Source organism: Microbacterium sp. CCH5-D1 (genome assembly GCF_001557335.1).
Taxonomy (GTDB): Bacteria; Actinomycetota; Actinomycetes; order Actinomycetales; family Microbacteriaceae; genus Microbacterium; species Microbacterium oxydans.
Genome location: NZ_LSJW01000084.1, coordinates 1 through 15,211, shown reverse-complemented (window position 1 = coordinate 15,211; position 15,211 = coordinate 1). Strand labels below are relative to the sequence as shown.

Annotated in this window: 17 protein-coding genes; 8 read left to right on the top strand and 9 right to left on the bottom strand. The window is 70.3% G+C overall.

Annotation, left to right across the window (positions count from 1 at the left end; translation table 11 throughout):
* The 5 genes from AX744_RS05820 to AX744_RS20570 form a co-directional block, all read left to right on the top strand.
* Positions 1 to 307, top strand: a 307-nt coding sequence (locus tag AX744_RS05820; RefSeq protein ID WP_197429160.1) for a TetR/AcrR family transcriptional regulator C-terminal domain-containing protein, incomplete at its 5' end; no start/stop codon positions are given.
* Positions 308 to 316: 9 nt separating this feature from the next.
* Positions 317 to 946 (top strand): metal-dependent transcriptional regulator, encoded by a 630-nt coding sequence (locus AX744_RS05815; RefSeq protein ID WP_046747461.1) that lies wholly within the window; start codon positions 317 to 319, stop codon positions 944 to 946.
* A gap of 32 nt (positions 947 to 978) precedes the next feature.
* Complete coding sequence (locus tag AX744_RS05810; RefSeq protein ID WP_046747460.1) at positions 979 to 1,800, top strand: HAD-IIA family hydrolase; 822 nt, start codon at positions 979 to 981, stop codon at positions 1,798 to 1,800.
* Positions 1,801 to 1,803: 3 nt separating this feature from the next.
* Positions 1,804 to 2,382 (top strand): YdeI/OmpD-associated family protein, encoded by a 579-nt coding sequence (locus AX744_RS05805; protein ID WP_046747459.1) that lies wholly within the window; start codon positions 1,804 to 1,806, stop codon positions 2,380 to 2,382.
* The gene (locus AX744_RS20570; protein WP_164734122.1) at positions 2,379 to 2,543 is read left to right on the top strand and encodes a hypothetical protein; all 165 of its coding nucleotides are present in this window, start codon (positions 2,379 to 2,381) and stop codon (positions 2,541 to 2,543) included. The genes AX744_RS05805 and AX744_RS20570 overlap by 4 nt, the downstream gene beginning before the upstream one ends.
* Positions 2,544 to 2,587: 44 nt before the next feature.
* On the opposite strand, the gene AX744_RS05800 is transcribed toward AX744_RS20570, so the two are convergent.
* The 9 genes from AX744_RS05800 to AX744_RS05760 all read right to left on the bottom strand — a co-directional run bounded on the left by AX744_RS05800 (position 2,588) and on the right by AX744_RS05760 (position 12,615).
* A complete protein-coding gene (locus AX744_RS05800) occupies positions 2,588 to 4,216 on the bottom strand; it encodes an ABC transporter ATP-binding protein (RefSeq protein WP_061015772.1) in 1,629 nt (542 codons plus the stop codon).
* Complete coding sequence (locus tag AX744_RS05795; protein WP_061015770.1) at positions 4,213 to 5,340, bottom strand: serine hydrolase domain-containing protein; 1,128 nt, start codon at positions 5,338 to 5,340, stop codon at positions 4,213 to 4,215. Before AX744_RS05795 ends, AX744_RS05800 begins: the two co-directional genes overlap by 4 nt.
* Entirely contained in the window at positions 5,337 to 6,512 is a 1,176-nt protein-coding gene (locus tag AX744_RS05790) for an enolase C-terminal domain-like protein (protein WP_061015767.1), read from the bottom strand. Before AX744_RS05790 ends, AX744_RS05795 begins: the two co-directional genes overlap by 4 nt.
* The gene (locus AX744_RS05785; protein ID WP_061015765.1) at positions 6,509 to 7,057 is read right to left on the bottom strand and encodes a GNAT family N-acetyltransferase; all 549 of its coding nucleotides are present in this window, start codon (positions 7,055 to 7,057) and stop codon (positions 6,509 to 6,511) included. Before AX744_RS05785 ends, AX744_RS05790 begins: the two co-directional genes overlap by 4 nt.
* Positions 7,054 to 8,244 (bottom strand): anhydro-N-acetylmuramic acid kinase, encoded by a 1,191-nt coding sequence (locus AX744_RS05780; protein ID WP_061015763.1) that lies wholly within the window; start codon positions 8,242 to 8,244, stop codon positions 7,054 to 7,056. The genes AX744_RS05785 and AX744_RS05780 overlap by 4 nt, the downstream gene beginning before the upstream one ends.
* Complete coding sequence (murQ, locus tag AX744_RS05775; RefSeq protein ID WP_061015761.1) at positions 8,244 to 9,149, bottom strand: N-acetylmuramic acid 6-phosphate etherase; 906 nt, start codon at positions 9,147 to 9,149, stop codon at positions 8,244 to 8,246. The genes AX744_RS05780 and murQ overlap by 1 nt, the downstream gene beginning before the upstream one ends.
* Positions 9,146 to 10,033 (bottom strand): ABC transporter permease, encoded by an 888-nt coding sequence (locus AX744_RS05770; RefSeq protein ID WP_061015759.1) that lies wholly within the window; start codon positions 10,031 to 10,033, stop codon positions 9,146 to 9,148. Before AX744_RS05770 ends, murQ begins: the two co-directional genes overlap by 4 nt.
* The gene (locus tag AX744_RS05765) at positions 10,030 to 11,001 is read right to left on the bottom strand and encodes an ABC transporter permease (RefSeq protein ID WP_046747453.1); all 972 of its coding nucleotides are present in this window, start codon (positions 10,999 to 11,001) and stop codon (positions 10,030 to 10,032) included. Before AX744_RS05765 ends, AX744_RS05770 begins: the two co-directional genes overlap by 4 nt.
* A gap of 66 nt (positions 11,002 to 11,067) precedes the next feature.
* On the bottom strand, positions 11,068 to 12,615 hold the full coding sequence (locus tag AX744_RS05760) for an ABC transporter substrate-binding protein (protein WP_061015757.1): 1,548 nt from the start codon (positions 12,613 to 12,615) through the stop codon (positions 11,068 to 11,070).
* Positions 12,616 to 12,779: 164 nt separating this feature from the next.
* Here AX744_RS05760 and AX744_RS05755 point away from each other — a divergent pair, with 164 nt between their 5' ends.
* From AX744_RS05755 to AX744_RS05745, 3 genes are all read left to right on the top strand, one after another.
* Positions 12,780 to 13,682, top strand: a complete 903-nt coding sequence (locus AX744_RS05755; protein WP_058631721.1) for a MurR/RpiR family transcriptional regulator — start codon at positions 12,780 to 12,782, stop codon at positions 13,680 to 13,682.
* Positions 13,679 to 14,827: an MFS transporter gene (locus AX744_RS05750; RefSeq protein ID WP_061015755.1), complete on the top strand. Its 1,149-nt coding sequence runs from the start codon at positions 13,679 to 13,681 to the stop codon at positions 14,825 to 14,827. The genes AX744_RS05755 and AX744_RS05750 overlap by 4 nt, the downstream gene beginning before the upstream one ends.
* A gap of 119 nt (positions 14,828 to 14,946) precedes the next feature.
* The coding region (locus AX744_RS05745) for a hypothetical protein (RefSeq protein ID WP_061015753.1) at positions 14,947 to 15,211 on the top strand (265 nt) is incomplete at its 3' end.

Genomic DNA, 15,211 nt, shown 5'->3' with positions numbered 1-15,211 from the left:
CGACGAAGGCTCGTTCGCCGACTACGACCAGATCGCACGCCTGCTCGCGCACGACGGGTGGCCCACCGAGACCATCGTGGACGCCATCGTGGCACTGGAGTCGTTCATCATCGGCTCCGCGCTGGACGCCCTCGCCCCCGCCGACAACATGGCACCGGGAGAGCTCGCCCCGCAGTTCCCGACCTTCGCCGAGGCCGAGGCCGCCAGGGCCCGGCTCAGCACCGACCCCGCCCGCCGCACGTTCGAGATCGGGGTGCGGGCGCTCATCCACGGACTCACCGCATGGGCGCGCGAGAGCACCACGTAGGCTGGGCGGGTGGCATCCCCTGCAGCTGACGACTATCTGAAGACCGTCTACGCGCATACCGAGTGGCAGGACGCACCGATCACCCCCTCGGTGCTGGCCGCGAAGCTCGGTATCGCGCCATCGTCGGTAACCGAGATGGTGAAGAAGCTCGCCGCCGCCGGACTCGTCTCGCACGTGCCCTACGGAGCGGTGCGATTGACCGAGGCAGGGACGAAGCGCGCGCTGGCCATGGTGCGTCGGCACCGCCTGGTCGAGACCTGGCTGGTGCAGGAGTTTGACTACGGCTGGGACGAGGTGCACGACGAGGCCGAGGTGCTCGAGCACACCATCAGCGACCGGCTGCTGGAGGGCATCGATGCGCGCCTGGGACGCCCCCGCTTCGACCCGCACGGCGACGCGATCCCGGACGCCGAGGGCCGCATCGAACGCGCTCCGTTCGTGCTGCTCGCCGATGCCCCTGTCGGACACGTCGGCCGCGTGCTGCGGGTGAGCGACCAGGACCCCGAGGTGCTCCGCGCCGTCGAAGCTGCCGGGATCGCCGTGGGCGTCGAGGTCGAGGTGACCGACGGCGGCTTCTCCGTCGGCGGCGCGGAGGCCGAGGTCGCGCACGCCGCCGACGCGATCTGGCTCACGGCCTGACGCCGGAAAGGTGCGGCCCCTAGGCTGTGCACATGGCAAAACGTGACGACATCGAATGCTGGCTCACCGACATGGACGGCGTGCTCGTCCATGAGAACGACGCCATCCCCGGAGCATCCGAACTGCTCGCCGGATGGGAGAGCGCCGGCATCCCGTACCTGGTGCTCACCAACAACTCGATCTTCACCGCACGCGACCTGTCCGCACGCCTGCGCATCAGCGGCCTGCATGTGCCAGAGGAGCGCATCTGGACCTCGGCGCTCGCGACAGCCGACTTCCTGAAGCAGCAGCTCCCCGGCGGCTCGGCCTTCGTGATCGGCGAGGCCGGCATCCTCACCGCCCTGCACGACGCCGGCTTCATCATGACCGAGACGAACCCGGACTTCGTGGTGGTCGGCGAGACGCGCAACTACTCCTTCGAGGCGATCACGAAGGCGATCCGGCTCATCATCGGCGGCGCACGCTTCATCGTGACGAACCCCGACGCCACGGGGCCGAGCACCGACGGTCCACTGCCGGCCACCGGAGCCATCGCCGCCCTCATCACGAAGGCCACGGGCAAGGAGCCCTACGTCGTCGGCAAGCCGAACCCCATGATGTTCCGCTCGGCGCTGAACAAGATCGGCGCGCACTCGAAGCGAACGGGCATGATCGGCGACCGCATGGACACCGACGTCGTCGCCGGCATCGAGGCGGGCCTGCACACCGTGCTGGTGCTCACCGGGATCAGCGACCAGGCCGAGATCGAGAAGTACCCGTTCCGCCCCGACGAGATCGTGCAGTCGGTGGCCGACCTGCTGCCGCGGATCACCGAGACGATCACGACGGTGAAGCCGGGCAAGACGAAGAAGTAGCCCGTGGGCGCGCTGGACGAGGGGGAACGGTTCCGGGCCGCTGATGCGGCGGCGTGGCGCGCCTGGCTCGAGGAGAATCACGAGCGCACGGCGGGGGTCTGGCTGCTGAGCGTGCGCGGGGCGTCGGACGGCGTCGGCTACGAGGATGCCGTCCGTCAGGCGCTCTGCTTCGGATGGATCGACGGCCCCGTGCGCGTGTTCGGCGACGGGACGGACGACCGCGCCAACGGGCAGTGGTTCTCGCCGCGGCGTCCCGGCAGCGGGTGGGCGGCCACCAACAAGGCGCGCATCGCCGAACTGGAAGCGGCAGGAATGCTCGCACCCGCCGGCATCCGAGCGCTGGAGACGGCGAAGGCCAACGGCTCGTGGACCGTGCTCGACGGACCGGAGGCGGGTATCGAGCCGGACGAACTCACCACCGCGCTCGATGCTCTGCCCGTCGCGCGCGCGAACTGGGACGCATTCCCGAAGTCGGTGAAGAAGTTCGGACTCACCCACATCGCGATGGCCAAGAGACCGGAGACCCGGGCGGCGCGCATCGCCAAGATCGTGGCGGACGCTGCGGAAGGGAGACGCCCATGAACCAGAGCGACCTGCTGTTCCTCGTGATGTTCGTGATCCTGCTGTCGACGCTGACGGTCTTCATCGTGCAGTTCGTCCGCTCCCGTCGGCGCGGCCCCGGCGACGACGACCGCGCCGGCTGGTGGGAAGGCCCCTGGGACGACGACGACCGCAAGCGCTGAACCTGCGGTCGTCGACGACGGCGGTGGTCGACGACCGAGCGCGATCAGGACGCCAGAGACGCCCCGGGGATCGCGGCGAGAAGCTCTCGCGTGTACGGGTGCTGCGGGGCGTCGAAGATGCGCTCGGGGGTGCCGCTCTCGACCACGACACCGCGCTGCATGACGTGCACCTCGTCGGAGATCATGCGCACCACCGCGAGGTCGTGGCTGATGAAGAGGTAGCTGAGCCCGAGCCGCTTCTGCAGGTCGGCGAGCAGGTCGAGGATCTGCGCCTGCACCAGCACGTCGAGGGCCGACACCGCCTCGTCCAGCACCACCAGCTCGGGTTCGAGCGCGAGTGCCCGGGCGATCGCCACGCGCTGACGCTGCCCTCCGGAGAGCTCATGCGGCAGTCGTTCGGCCATGGCCGCGGGCAGGGCCACCTGCTCCAGCAGCTCGAGCACGCGCGAGTGCCGGGTGGCCGCGGTGCCGATGCGGTGCACGCGCAGGGGCTCGGCGATCGACTGCTCGACCGTGTAACGCGGGTCGAGCGAGGCGTAGGGGTTCTGGAACACGGGCTGCACGCGACGGCGCAGGGCGAACAGCTCTTTGCGCCGGAGCGTGGTCAGGTCGAGCCCGTCGAACAGGATCGACCCCGACGTGGCATCCTCGAGGCCGAGCACCATGTTCGCCGTGGTCGACTTGCCGGATCCCGACTCGCCCACGATCGAGACCGTCGTGCCGCGGCGGATCTCGAAGCTGACCCCGTCGACGGCGGTGAACGTCTCGGGCTCCCCCGGCTTGGGCGCGCGCAGGGCGAACTCCTTGCGGAGGTCGCGGATCTCGACGAACGGTGTACCCGTTGAGGTCTCGCGCTGCGGCAGGGCGTCACGGTGCGAGGCGAGGCTCGGAGCCGCGGCGAGCAGCTGCTTGGTGTACTCGTGCTGCGGGGCGCCGAGCACCTGGGCGGAGGTGCCCTCCTCGACCACACGACCGCGGAACATCACCACGATGCGGTCGGCGCGCTCGGCGGCGAGGGCGAGGTCGTGCGTGATCAGGAAGACCGCAGTGCCGAGTTCGTCGGTGAGCGAATCGAGCTGGTCGAGGATGCGGCGCTGCACGGTCACGTCGAGCGCGGAGGTGGGCTCGTCGGCGATCAGCAGGCGCGGCTTGCAGGCCAGGCCCATCGCGATCAGGACACGCTGACGCATGCCGCCGGAGAACTCGTGCGGATACTGGTGCGCGCGCTGCGCGGCATCGGCGATCCCCACCATCTCCAGCAGCTCGACGACCCGTGCCGTGGTGGCGTCGCCGCGCGTGTACCCGTGCACCTCGAGCGCTTCGCCGATCTGCTCGCCCACGCGCATGAGCGGGTTGAGGTTCGACATCGGATCCTGCGGCACGAGCCCGATCCCGGCGCCCCTCAGCGAGATCATCGCGTTCTCGGGCAGATCGGTCAGCTCACGACCGTCGAAGCGGATGCTGCCGGCCGTGATCACGCCGTTCTCCGGCAGCAGACGGTTGACCGCGGCCGCAGTGGTCGACTTGCCCGACCCCGACTCCCCCACGACCGCGACGGTCTCACCTGCGGCGATGTCGATGGTGACGTCGCTGACCGCGGTGACCAGCTCGGAACCGGTCCGGAAGGCGACGGCGAGGCCGCTGATGCTCAGCACGGGCTCGGTGGTGCTCATGGGGTACTCGTTCCTTCAGTGTCGAAAGCGTTGTCAGAGGCGTTGTTGCCGGGATCGGTGCCGCCGGGCAGGAGCGCGGGGAGCGCTGCGCGCCACAGCGTCTCGGTCGGCACGGGTTCGGAGGCGAAGAGTCGGTTGGTCAGCAGCACCGCGGACGTACCGGTCCCCGGCACGATCCCGAGCGCGCATCCGGTGAAGCCGGGATGCCAGAGCATCCGGGTGGGCCGACCGGCGACGGCCACCGTGTCGCTGCGCCACCCCAGTGCCTGGCCGGTGTCGGGGCCGTCTCGGAACAGCTCGGCCACGGCATCCGGCTCCCAGAGCTCCGGGTGCCGTTCGGGTGCGGCGAGCGCGGCACCGAGGGTCAACAGGTCGTCGGCGGTGCTGAAGAACCCCGCATGCCCGGACACGCCACCGAGGGCGTGGAAGCAGTTCCCGTCGTTCACGACACCGCTGATCTCGTCGGTGCGCCAGGCGAAGTCGGTGTCCGCGGTGAGCACGGGGTACGGCACTCCGGTCGCGACCATTCGGCGCTCGGCGGCATCGCCGACAGCGGAGGAGGCGACGGGCTGACCGACGGGACCGTAGCCGGTGCGGGCGAGACCGAGCGGCGCGGTGACGAGTTCCTGCACTGCGGCGTCCAGGGGCTGTCCGGCGATCGCGGCGATGATTCGACCGAGCAGCATGAACCCCAGGTCGGAGTAGTGTCGACCTTCGTCGAGGGCGTATCGGAGCGGGATCGCGTCGATCGCCCTCGCCGGATCCCCGGCATGCTCGCGGTCGAGGTACAGCGGCTGCCACTCCCAGAGACCGGCACGGTGCTGCAGCAGGTGGCGGACGGTCGTCCCGGGCGCGCAGGCGGTGCCGGGGACGAAGCGGTCGACCGGGTCGTCGAAGCCCAGCTCGCCGCCGCTGACCAGCCGGAGGACCGCGGTGGTGGTCGCGGCGACCTTCGACACCGAGGCGATGTCGAAGGCGGTGCCGGTGGTCATGGCGGTCCCGGCGAGGTCGGCCAGACCGCCGGCGGCGACATCCCGCCCGGCGTCCGTGATGACACCCGCGACGACGCCGCGCGGGGCGGAGGGTGCGGCCAGGACCACGGAGACCGCTGCGTCGGCGCTCATGCACTCACCCCTGCTCCCGCGGAGAGGTCGAGGAGGATCTCCGACTCTTCGGCGACGAGACCCGTGATGCCGATGCCGTTCCCCCTGCCGAGTTCGATGCCGAGGTCGAGCTCATCCCGGGTCAGCGCGACTCCGCCGGTCACCGGCGAGCTCTGCAGCCAGAACGCCGCGTCCAGATCGTGCACGACATCAGGGGCGACGGCGGCCGCGAGATGGGCGGCCGCGCTCACTCCGACGTGCGACTCCATCATGCAGCCGATCACGAGGCCGAGCCCGGCCGCACGCGCCGCCTCAGCGGCAGCGAGCGCCTCGGCGAGACCGCCGGTCTTGGCGAGCTTGATGTTCACGAGGTCGGCGGCACCGCGGTCGGAGATCCGACGCACATCGCGCGCCGTACGCACCGACTCGTCGGCCATGATCGGGGTGTCCACCGCGTCGGTCACGGCGGCGAGCGCGTCCAGGTCGTGCGCGGCGACCGGCTGCTCGACCAGCTCGACCCCGAGCCCCGCGTCCTCTGCGGCACGGATGATGCGGATCGCCGTCTCGGCGTCCCAGGCCTGGTTCGCGTCGACGCGCAGCGTGATCTCGGGCCCGACCGCGGCGCGGACGGCACGGAGTCCGGCGACGGTGTCGTGCGCGGCGGAGGCCTTGATCTTGAGGCAGCCGAAGCCCGCGGTGACGTGTTCCTCGGAAAGCAGCGCCAACGCCGACGACTCCCCCGCGGACAGGGTCATGTCGGTGCGGATGCGCGACGGTCTTGAGGAGTTGTGCACGGCAGCGGGGCTGCGAGAGAGGTCGGCGACGAGCGACGATCCCCGCTGCCGGGCGGCGAGGTCGGCGACGGCGCACTCGATCGCGCTGCGGGCGGCGGCATTGCCCCAGACGGACCGTGCGATGTCGGCTGCGATCCCTGCGTCATCGGCGCGACGGCCGAGGACGACTTCGGAGAGCGGCCCCGCCACGGCAGCGGCCACGCTCGGCGGGCTCTCCCCCGTGACACGCCAGCTCGTGGCGGCCTCCCCGTATCCGTGGCGACCGTCGGCATCCGTGACCTCGACGAGCACGACGTCGAGATGGTCGGTGCGGCGCACGGCCGTGACGAAGGGGCGCACCAGGGGCGACGAAACCCGGAGCACGCGGAGACCCACCACGGCGTTCGATCCCGCGCTCATGCCCACTCCTTGCGCATACGCTGCTCCGGCTCGCCGAACTCCGGCTGCGTGCGGGTGGCCCCGTCTGCGTGCCAGCCCTTCGACTCGTAGAACCCGATCGAGGGGGCATTGGCCGCGAACACCCAGAGCGTCGCCGCCTCGGCCCCCGCCGCCCTCAGGTCGTCGGACGCGCGTGCCAGCAGTGCGCCGCCGATCCCGCCGCCGTGGGCTCGGGGCGAGACGTACAGCGAGTGCACGGCCCCGTCCACACGGTCGTCGTCTGCGGTGGTGTCATCACCGGTGGTGTCATCACCGGTGGTGTCGTCACCGGTGGGGGCGGCGTAGCGGGTGATCCCGACGATCTCGCCCTCGCGTTCGGCCAGCAGCACGACGCCCCGCGGGTCGGCGAGCACCCGACGCCACAGCGCTTCCGCCCGCTCGTCGGTCATCGCATAGATCGCCGCATCCGAGAGCACGCCGCGATAGCTCTCCCGCCAACAGGCGAGGAACACGCCGAGCACCCCGGACAGGTCATCCGGGGTGGCGGGGCGCACCTGGAGACTCACGATGCCGGGGCCTCCGTGAGCACGAGGGAGTCGATGGCGGCGACGGGCTCCGGCATCTGCAGCGGGCCGACGCCCGGCGTGATGGTGCCCAGGATCCGGGGCTCGCGCGCTCCCGTGCCGCCGGGGACGATCGCGGGCACGCCGTGCATCGTGGACCAGCCGATCAGCGCCAGGAGGATCGCCTCCTTGCTGTCGGCCGCAGCCCCCAGCTCGTCCGCCAGCACGACCTCGGTCCCGGGGAGCGCGGCGCGCAGCCCCTCGAGGATCAGCGGGTTGCGGCAGCCGCCACCTGACACGGCGAGGAATCCGATCCCGGCGGCTTCCACGTCGCGCGCGACGGTGCGCACGGTCAGCTCGGTGAGCGTGCGCACGACATCGGCGACCGCGATCTCGCGGCCCTGCGCTGCCAGGTGCTCGTGCACGTAGCCGAGGTGGAAGTGCTCCTTGCCGGTGCTCTTCGGCGGAGTGAGCGCGTAATACGGGTCGTCGAGCAGCGCGGCCAGGAGCGCCTCATCGACCTGTCCGGTGCGGGCGATCGCGGCGTCGTCGTCATAGCCGAGCGGATTGACGCCGTGCTCCACGATGACCGCGTCGACCAGCGCGTTCGCCGGTCCGATGTCATAGGCGACCAGGCCGTCGGGCCGCACCACGGTCATGTTCGAGATGCCACCCAGGTTCAGCGCCGCCGAGACGCCGGCGCGGCCGCGCAGCAGCAGCTCGTCCAGGAACGACACCAGCGGAGCTCCGTGTCCTCCCGCGGTGATGTCGCGGATGCGGATGTCGGACACCACGGGCACGCCGACCTTCTCGGCGATCCAGGCGGGCTGACCGATCTGCAGGGTGCCGAGCGCGTGGGCGCCGTCGACCCAGTGGTACACGGTCTGACCGTGCGAACAGACCGCATCGACGCCGCCGACCTCTGCGGCGATGTCGGCGGCGACCTCGGCGAACGCCTGGCCGATGAGCGTGTCGAGCTCGGCGACCTCGGCAAGGGTGGTCTGCGCCGGCGGCAGTGCCGCGATCAGCCGTGCCCGCAGCTCGGGCGCGTAGGGCACGCTCGTCGCCGCGAGCACTCTCCCGCGCAGATCCACGCCGTGGTCGGTGAACCCTCCGCTGGTCGTGAAGTCGACGACGGCGGCATCGATCCCGTCGTGCGAGGTGCCGGAGATCAGTCCGAGGACGCGCATCAGTTCTCCTCCAGTGCGGTGCGCAGCCGACCATCGGCCGCGTCCAGTCGTGCGGTGGCCGCGGCGAGGTCCTCACCGCGGCGGATCATGATCGACGCGAGCTTCACGTCGTAGGCCGCGGCCTCGAGGGCGGCGACGGCGGCGGGGCGGTCGACGTCCGCGATGGTCTGCACCATCCGGATCGCCCTCTCGCGCAGCTTGTGGTTGGTGGCCTTCACATCCACCATCAGGTTGCCGTAGGCCTTGCCGTTCCGGACCATCGAGATGGTCGAGAACATGTTGAGCACGAGCTTCTGCGCGGTACCCGACTTGAGACGGGTGGAGCCGGAGAGCACCTCCGGACCGACCTCGACCTCGATGCCGTGTTCGGCGGCGGCACTCAGCGCGGTGTCGACGTTGCACGAAAGGCCGATGCTGAGCGCTCCGCGCTCGCGTGCCCGGCGCACTGCCGCGATCACGTACGGCGTGCGTCCGCTGGAGGCGATGCCGATCACGGTGTCGAGCGGACCGATCCCCGCCGCGTCGATGGCCGCAGCTCCCGCCTCCGCGTCGTCTTCCGCACCCTCGACCGGGTTCACGATCGCCCCCGGACCGCCGGCCATGATCGCGAACACGAGCTCGGGCGGGGTGCTGAACGTGGGTGGGCACTCGGAGGCATCGAGCACGCCGATGCGTCCGGGAGTTCCTGCGCCGACGTAGACCAGGCGTCCGCCCTGCGCCATGCGGGCGGCCGTCGCCTCGATCGCCGGCACGATCTGCGGCAGAGCGCGTTGCACCGCGGCCGGCACCGTGGCATCCGCCTCGTTCATGGTCTGCGCGAGCTCGGCGACGCTCATCCGGTCGAGCTCCGCGTAACGGGGGTCGCTGGCCTCGGTGGCCAGTGCGCCGAGATCCTCCATGGTCATCGCTTTCCTCTGTTCCGAGGGTCGAGGCTGTCGCGCAGGCCGTCGCCGAGCAGGTTCAGACCGACGACGAGGAGCACGACGATCACGCCCGGCGCGATCATCGTCCACGGGGCGATCGTGACGAGCGTCCGCGCCTCGAAGATCATCGACCCGAGCGAGGGCGCCGGCGGCGGCGTGCCGAGTCCGAGGAAGCTCAGCGAGGCCTCGGTCAGCACAGCCCACGAGAGGGAGAGGGTGACCTGCACGATGATGATCGAGGTGATGTTCGGCAGCACGTGTCGGAACATGGTGGCCATGCGGCTCTGCCCCGTGCTCTTGGCCGCCTTGACGTACTCCACCTCGCGCAGCGACAGCACGGGTCCGCGCGTGACGCGGATGAAGATCGGCACGTAGACGATCGCGATGGCCACGGCGATGGTGAACCAGTTGCGGTCGAACACGGACGCCAGCGACAGGGCGAGCAGCAGCGGCGGGAAGGCGAACAGCACGTTGGTGATCGCGGTGATCGCCCCGTCGGAGAACCCGCGGTAGAACCCGGCGATGAGTCCGCAGACCGTGCCGACGACGGTCGCGAACGCCACGGCGACCACGGAGATGAGCGCCGAGTTGGCGACGCCGGCTGCGACGCGCGAGAACACGTCACGGCCGAACTGGTCGGTGCCGAACCAATGCACGGCGGACGGCGGCTGCAGACGGGACGGCGGATCCTGCGCGAGCGGATCGAACGGCAGCAGGCCGAACGCCGAGATGAGGCTCAGCACCGCGAGCAGCACGACGATGATGAGGCCGGCGAGACCGCTGCGGCTGCGCAGCAGGAGACGCACGCGCTCCATGGTGCGCCCGCCGCCGGGCGCGATGGTCGGAGTCTGAGAGATGTCGGTCATGCGGCACGCACCCGAGGATCGATGACCCGGTAGAGCAGGTCGGTGAGCAGGTTGACGATGACGAAGGCGAGGGCGATCACGAGCACGGTGCTCTGCACGAGCGCGTACTCCTTCTGCTGGATGCCCAGCAGCACCTGGCGTCCGATACCGGGGAGCGAGAAGATCTGCTCCACCACGACCGCACCTCCGAGGAGGTAGCCGAACTGCAGACCGGTCATCGTGACGATCGGCACCAGGGCATTGCCGAGCACATGGCGCACCTGCAGTCGACGCGGGGGCACGCCCTTCGCCCTGGCGGTGCGGATGAAGTCGTTGGAGCGGATCTCGAGCACCGCGGTGCGGGTCGTGCGCATGATCGGCGCGGCGATGCCGAAGCCGAGCACGATCGAGGGCAGCAGCATCTGCTGCAGGTTCAGCAGCGGGTCCTCGAAGAGCGTCGCGTACGCCTGCCCGTTGGGGTTGAATCCGAACGACTGGGCGAGGATGGCGAGCAACGCGGTGCCGAGCAGGAACGCGGGGATCGAGAGACCGGCGAGACCCACCACCTGTCCGACGCCGTCGCGGAACGAGTCGGGCTTCGAGGCGGAGAGCATGCCGAGCGGGATGCCGATGGCCAGCGCGATCACGATCGAGATGATCGCGAGCTCGAACGTCACGGGCAGGGCTGCGGCCGTGAGGTCGAGGACGCTCGTCTGTGCCCGGGAGGAGAATCCGAGGTTGCCCGTGAAGATGTTGCCGAGCCAGGAGAAGAACTGCACGATGAGCGGCTGGTCGAGGCCGTAGTACGCCTCGAGGGCGGCGCGCTGCGAGGGCGTGAGCGCGGCTGCCTCGGTGCCGAGGCCGGAGCTGATCTGGTCGCCGGGGATGGCGCGCAGCATCAGGAAGACGAAGATGGCGACGCCGAGGAGCGTGCCGAGGGCTGCGAGGATGCGTCGCAGCACGCTGTTGCGGAGGAGCTGTCTGAACATGCGCGTGTGTGGGTGCCTGTCGTCGGGGAAGGAGGGGGCGCGGGGCGGCCGCGCCCCCTCGATCCGCTACTTGATGGAGGTGGTCCGCAGGTACTGCAGCGAGCCGTTCACCATCGGGACGAAGCCGTCGACGGTCGACGCGGTCGCCGTGTAGGTGTAGCTCGTGAACAGCCAGATCCACGCCGCGTTGTCCTCGAGGTTCTCGGAGACCTGCGCGTAGATGTCCTTGCGCTTGTCGGGGTCGGCCGTCTGGCGTCCCTCCGCGAACAGCGCGTCGAGCTCGGGCGAGGAGTAGCCGGCGACCTTGTTCAGGTTTCCGGTGCTGGTGAAGTAGCGGCCGTACATGCCGTCGGGGTCGGGACGACCGCCGTTGAGGGCGACCGCGGCATCGAAGTCGGCCGCGATCCAGCGGTCGACGAACGCACCGGACTCGAGCACCTCGAGGTCGAGGGTGATGTCGGCGTCGGCCAACTGCGCCTTCAGGTTCTGCGCCTCGTTCACCGAGGTGGCGTACTCGCCCTGGGAGACGATCGTCTTGATGGTGACGCCGTCCTCCTTGCCCGCCTTCTTCAGGTACTCGGCGGCCTTGTCGAGGTCGCGCTCCGGGCAGGGGCGTGCATCGGGGTCGGACTTGTATGCGGGAGAGGTGATGGGGCCGGTGACCTCGCCCTCGCCGAGGGCCGCGGTGTCGAGCACCTCCTGGCGGTCGATCGCGCACTGGATGGCGAGGCGCACGTTCACGTCGGCGAGGTCGCCGCGCTGCGCGTTCAGCTGCAGGGCGTGGTAGCTCAGCTGCGGGGTCGTGGCGACCTCGACGTTGGCGCCCTCGGCGGTCTGTGCGACGAGCGGGTCGTCGAACACGGCCAGCTGCACATTGCCGGACTGCATCGCCGAGACGATCGACGACTCGTCGGGGATCACGCGGAACTCGACGGTGTCGAGCAGTGCGGCGTCACCCCAGTAGTCCTCGTTCTTGGCGAGCGTGAGCGACTGGCTCGCCTTGCGGTCATCCAGGATGAAGGGCCCGGTGCCGTTGGGCGTGGTGTTCAGACCCTCCTCGGTGTCGTCCGAGGACAGCATCGCCATGTTGATCACGGCGAGGTTGGCGGGCAGGGCGGCGTCCGGAGCGCTGAGCGTGAGGGTGACGGTGTTCTCGTCCGTGGCCTCGACCGCGGTGACGGAGGCGAGAGAGCTGCGCGCGACGGCAGCCGTGGCCTCGGCCGCGATCGCATCGAGCGAGTACTTCACGTCTTCCGAACCGAACGTGCTGCCGTCGGCGAACGTGACGCCCTCGCGCAGGTGGAAGGTCAGGGTGAGGCCGTCTTCGGAGACGTCCCACGACTCGGCGAGGCCGGGAACCACGTTCAGGTCCTCGTCGAACTCGGTCAGCGTGCCGTAGAGGTTCTGCAGCACGTTGACGGCCTGGAACTGGGTGGCTTTCCAGGGGAACAGGGTGTCGGGGTCGCTGGTGACGCCGATGACGAGGTCGCCTCCGGCAGCGCCTTCTGAGGGCTTCGGGTCGGATGCGGGTGCGGAGCACCCGGTGATGACGAGGGCGAAGGCGAGGCCCGTCGCCGTGAGAGCGCCGAGTGACGCCCAGCGTGCTGTGCTCATTGCTGGATCCTCCTGAGTGTGACGGCCGCCGTGGCGTCGGGTCAGGCGCTGTTGCCTGCCGCCCCGTGAACGTCGTCGGTCTTGGTTGGTACCAAAAGTACACGAACGTCACTACAGATGTAACAGAAGTTCCTCTACTGTTATGAACAGTGATCGGAGACCCCATGCCTCATGAAGCCGCCCGCGACGAAGCCGGCGCACACCCCGTGCTCGTCCGCATGCGGGCGATCCGCCCCGAGTTGCGTCCGAGCGAGCAGCGCATCGCCGATCTCTTCCTCTCCGACCCCGCGGGAACCGCGGGCCTCTCGGTCGCCGAGCTCGCCCAGCGCTGCGACACGTCCACCACCTCGGTCGTCAGGTTCTGCAAGCGCCTCGGCTACGAGCACGTGCGGGAACTCCGCAATCACGTGCTGCGCGACGTCGAGCGCGAGACCTTCGACACGGCCGCGCTGCCCGCCGTCTCCGGAGACATCGATCGCAACGACACCCTGACCGACATCGTCGCGAAGGTCTCTCTCGCCGAGACCCTCTCCCTCGCCGACACCGCCAAGGTGCTCGACACCGAATCGCTGCGCGCATCCGTCGACGCCATCACCTCGTCGACCAGGGTCGACATCTTCGGTGTCGGCGCCAGCTCCATCGTGGGGCTCGACCTGCAGCGCAAGCTCACTCGCATCGGGCGCACCGCTCTGGAGTGGTCTGACCCGCATGCCGCCTGGACCTCGGCGGCGACGCTCGGGCCGGGCAACGTCGCGATCGCGGTCTCCCACACCGGTGCCACGACCGACACCATCGAGTTCCTGCTGCTGGCCCGTCAGGCGGGAGCGACCACCATCGCGATCACCAACCACGCCGGCGCTCCGCTGGCCGATCAGGCCGACATCGTGCTCACGACCGCCGCGCGCGAGACCGGCTTCCGCTCCGGAGCTCTCGGCAGCAGGATCGCCCAGCTGATGGTGGTCGACTGCATCTTCATCGGTGTCGCCCAGTCGAACTACGATCGCTCGATGGAGGCGCTGCGCGACACCTTCGCCGCCGTGCACCGCGTGCGGACGACCGGGGCGTGATCGACGACGCCCGACGCGCACGGGCCGGGCTGTTCACCGCCTTCGCGGGACTCGGCGTCACGGCCGCCTTCCTGCCGGCGATCCTGCCTTCCGCCGAACGGGCGATGGCGGCCGACCTCAGCGTCGCGGTGCCCGCACTGTTCGCCGGGCTCCTCGTCGGAGTGCTGGTGTCCGGGCCGTTGCTGATGCACCGGCCGCCGCGCAGCGCTCTGATGTTCGGCAGCGCGCTCCAGGCCGCTGCCATCGTCGTGGTGGCTCTGGCCGGCACGCCGGTGATGTTCATCACCGCAGCCGCCGTCGCCGGGTTCGGCTTCGGGCTGGTGGAGGCCTCGGGATCCGTGGCGGCGAAGTCCGCGGCGGTCGGCAGCGCGACGGGTCTGCTCAGCGCCCTCCTCGGCACGGTCGCCGTGAGCGCGGCCGTCACGCCACTGCTTGTCGCCGCCGGATCCGACATCCGGCCGGTGCTCGGAGTGCTGGCACTCGTACCCCTCCTGACCGTCGTGATGCTCGCAGGGCCGGCGACCGCCTTCACGCGCTCCGAGAAGCCGACCCATCGCGATGCGCGTGGCCTGCTCGCGCTGCTCCCGTTCGCGGTGGCGCTGCCGCTCTACGTCGGCGTGGAGACCGTGCTCTCGGGGTGGTCGGCCGTGATCCCGGCACGGACGCTCGCGCTCGACCCCGGTGTGGCGGCCCTGGGGACCTCGGCGTTCTGGGCGCTCATGGCGATCGGGCGCTTCGGTGCCGCGACCCTGCGCCGACTCGCGGTGTCGCCGGTGGTGATCCTGGTCGCCGCGACGAGCACCGCTGCGGTGCTGATGGCCGTCACCGGGATGCTGGTGGAGTCCGCCCCCGGGGGCGCGCTCATCGCGCTGGCTGTGGTGGTCGTGCTGCTGGCCCCCAGCTACGGGCTCATCCTCGGCCTCGCGCTCGACCGCCTCGATCCCGCTCGCAGCGCCGCCGTGACCGGTGCTCTCGTCGCATGCGGCGCCGTCGGCGGCACGTTCGTGCCGACGGCGATCCTCCTGATCGGACGCGACCCCGCGTCGAGCGCGACGTTCTTCGTGTCGGCGGTGCTGTGCGCGCTGGTGCCGGTGCTGATGCTCGTCGCCGGCCGGGCACCGCGGAAGACGCCTGCGGCGCACTGACCTCTTCTCCACATCGCGCAACCTCCGCCACCTCTTCACAGATGCTGGAATACCGGCGCGCACACCGGGATGAGCGGCGTAACGTCGTCGATGTACCCGGCCGAGTAAGGAGAGCACGCGTGTCCACGGAGACCCTCGCGACCATCATGAGCGCCGTCGGCGTCGTGGTGACGCTCGGCACGAGCATGTTCGTCGGCGCCGCCTGGATGGTCCGCCGCATCGACGCCGTCGACGAGAAGCTCAGCACCCGCATCGACGCCGTCGAAGAGAGACTCGGCACCCGCATCGACGGGGTCGAGGAGAAGCTCAGCACCCGCATCGACGCCGTCGCCGCCGACGTCACCGATCTCAAGATCTCCGTGGCCCGCCTCGAAGGGCCACCCC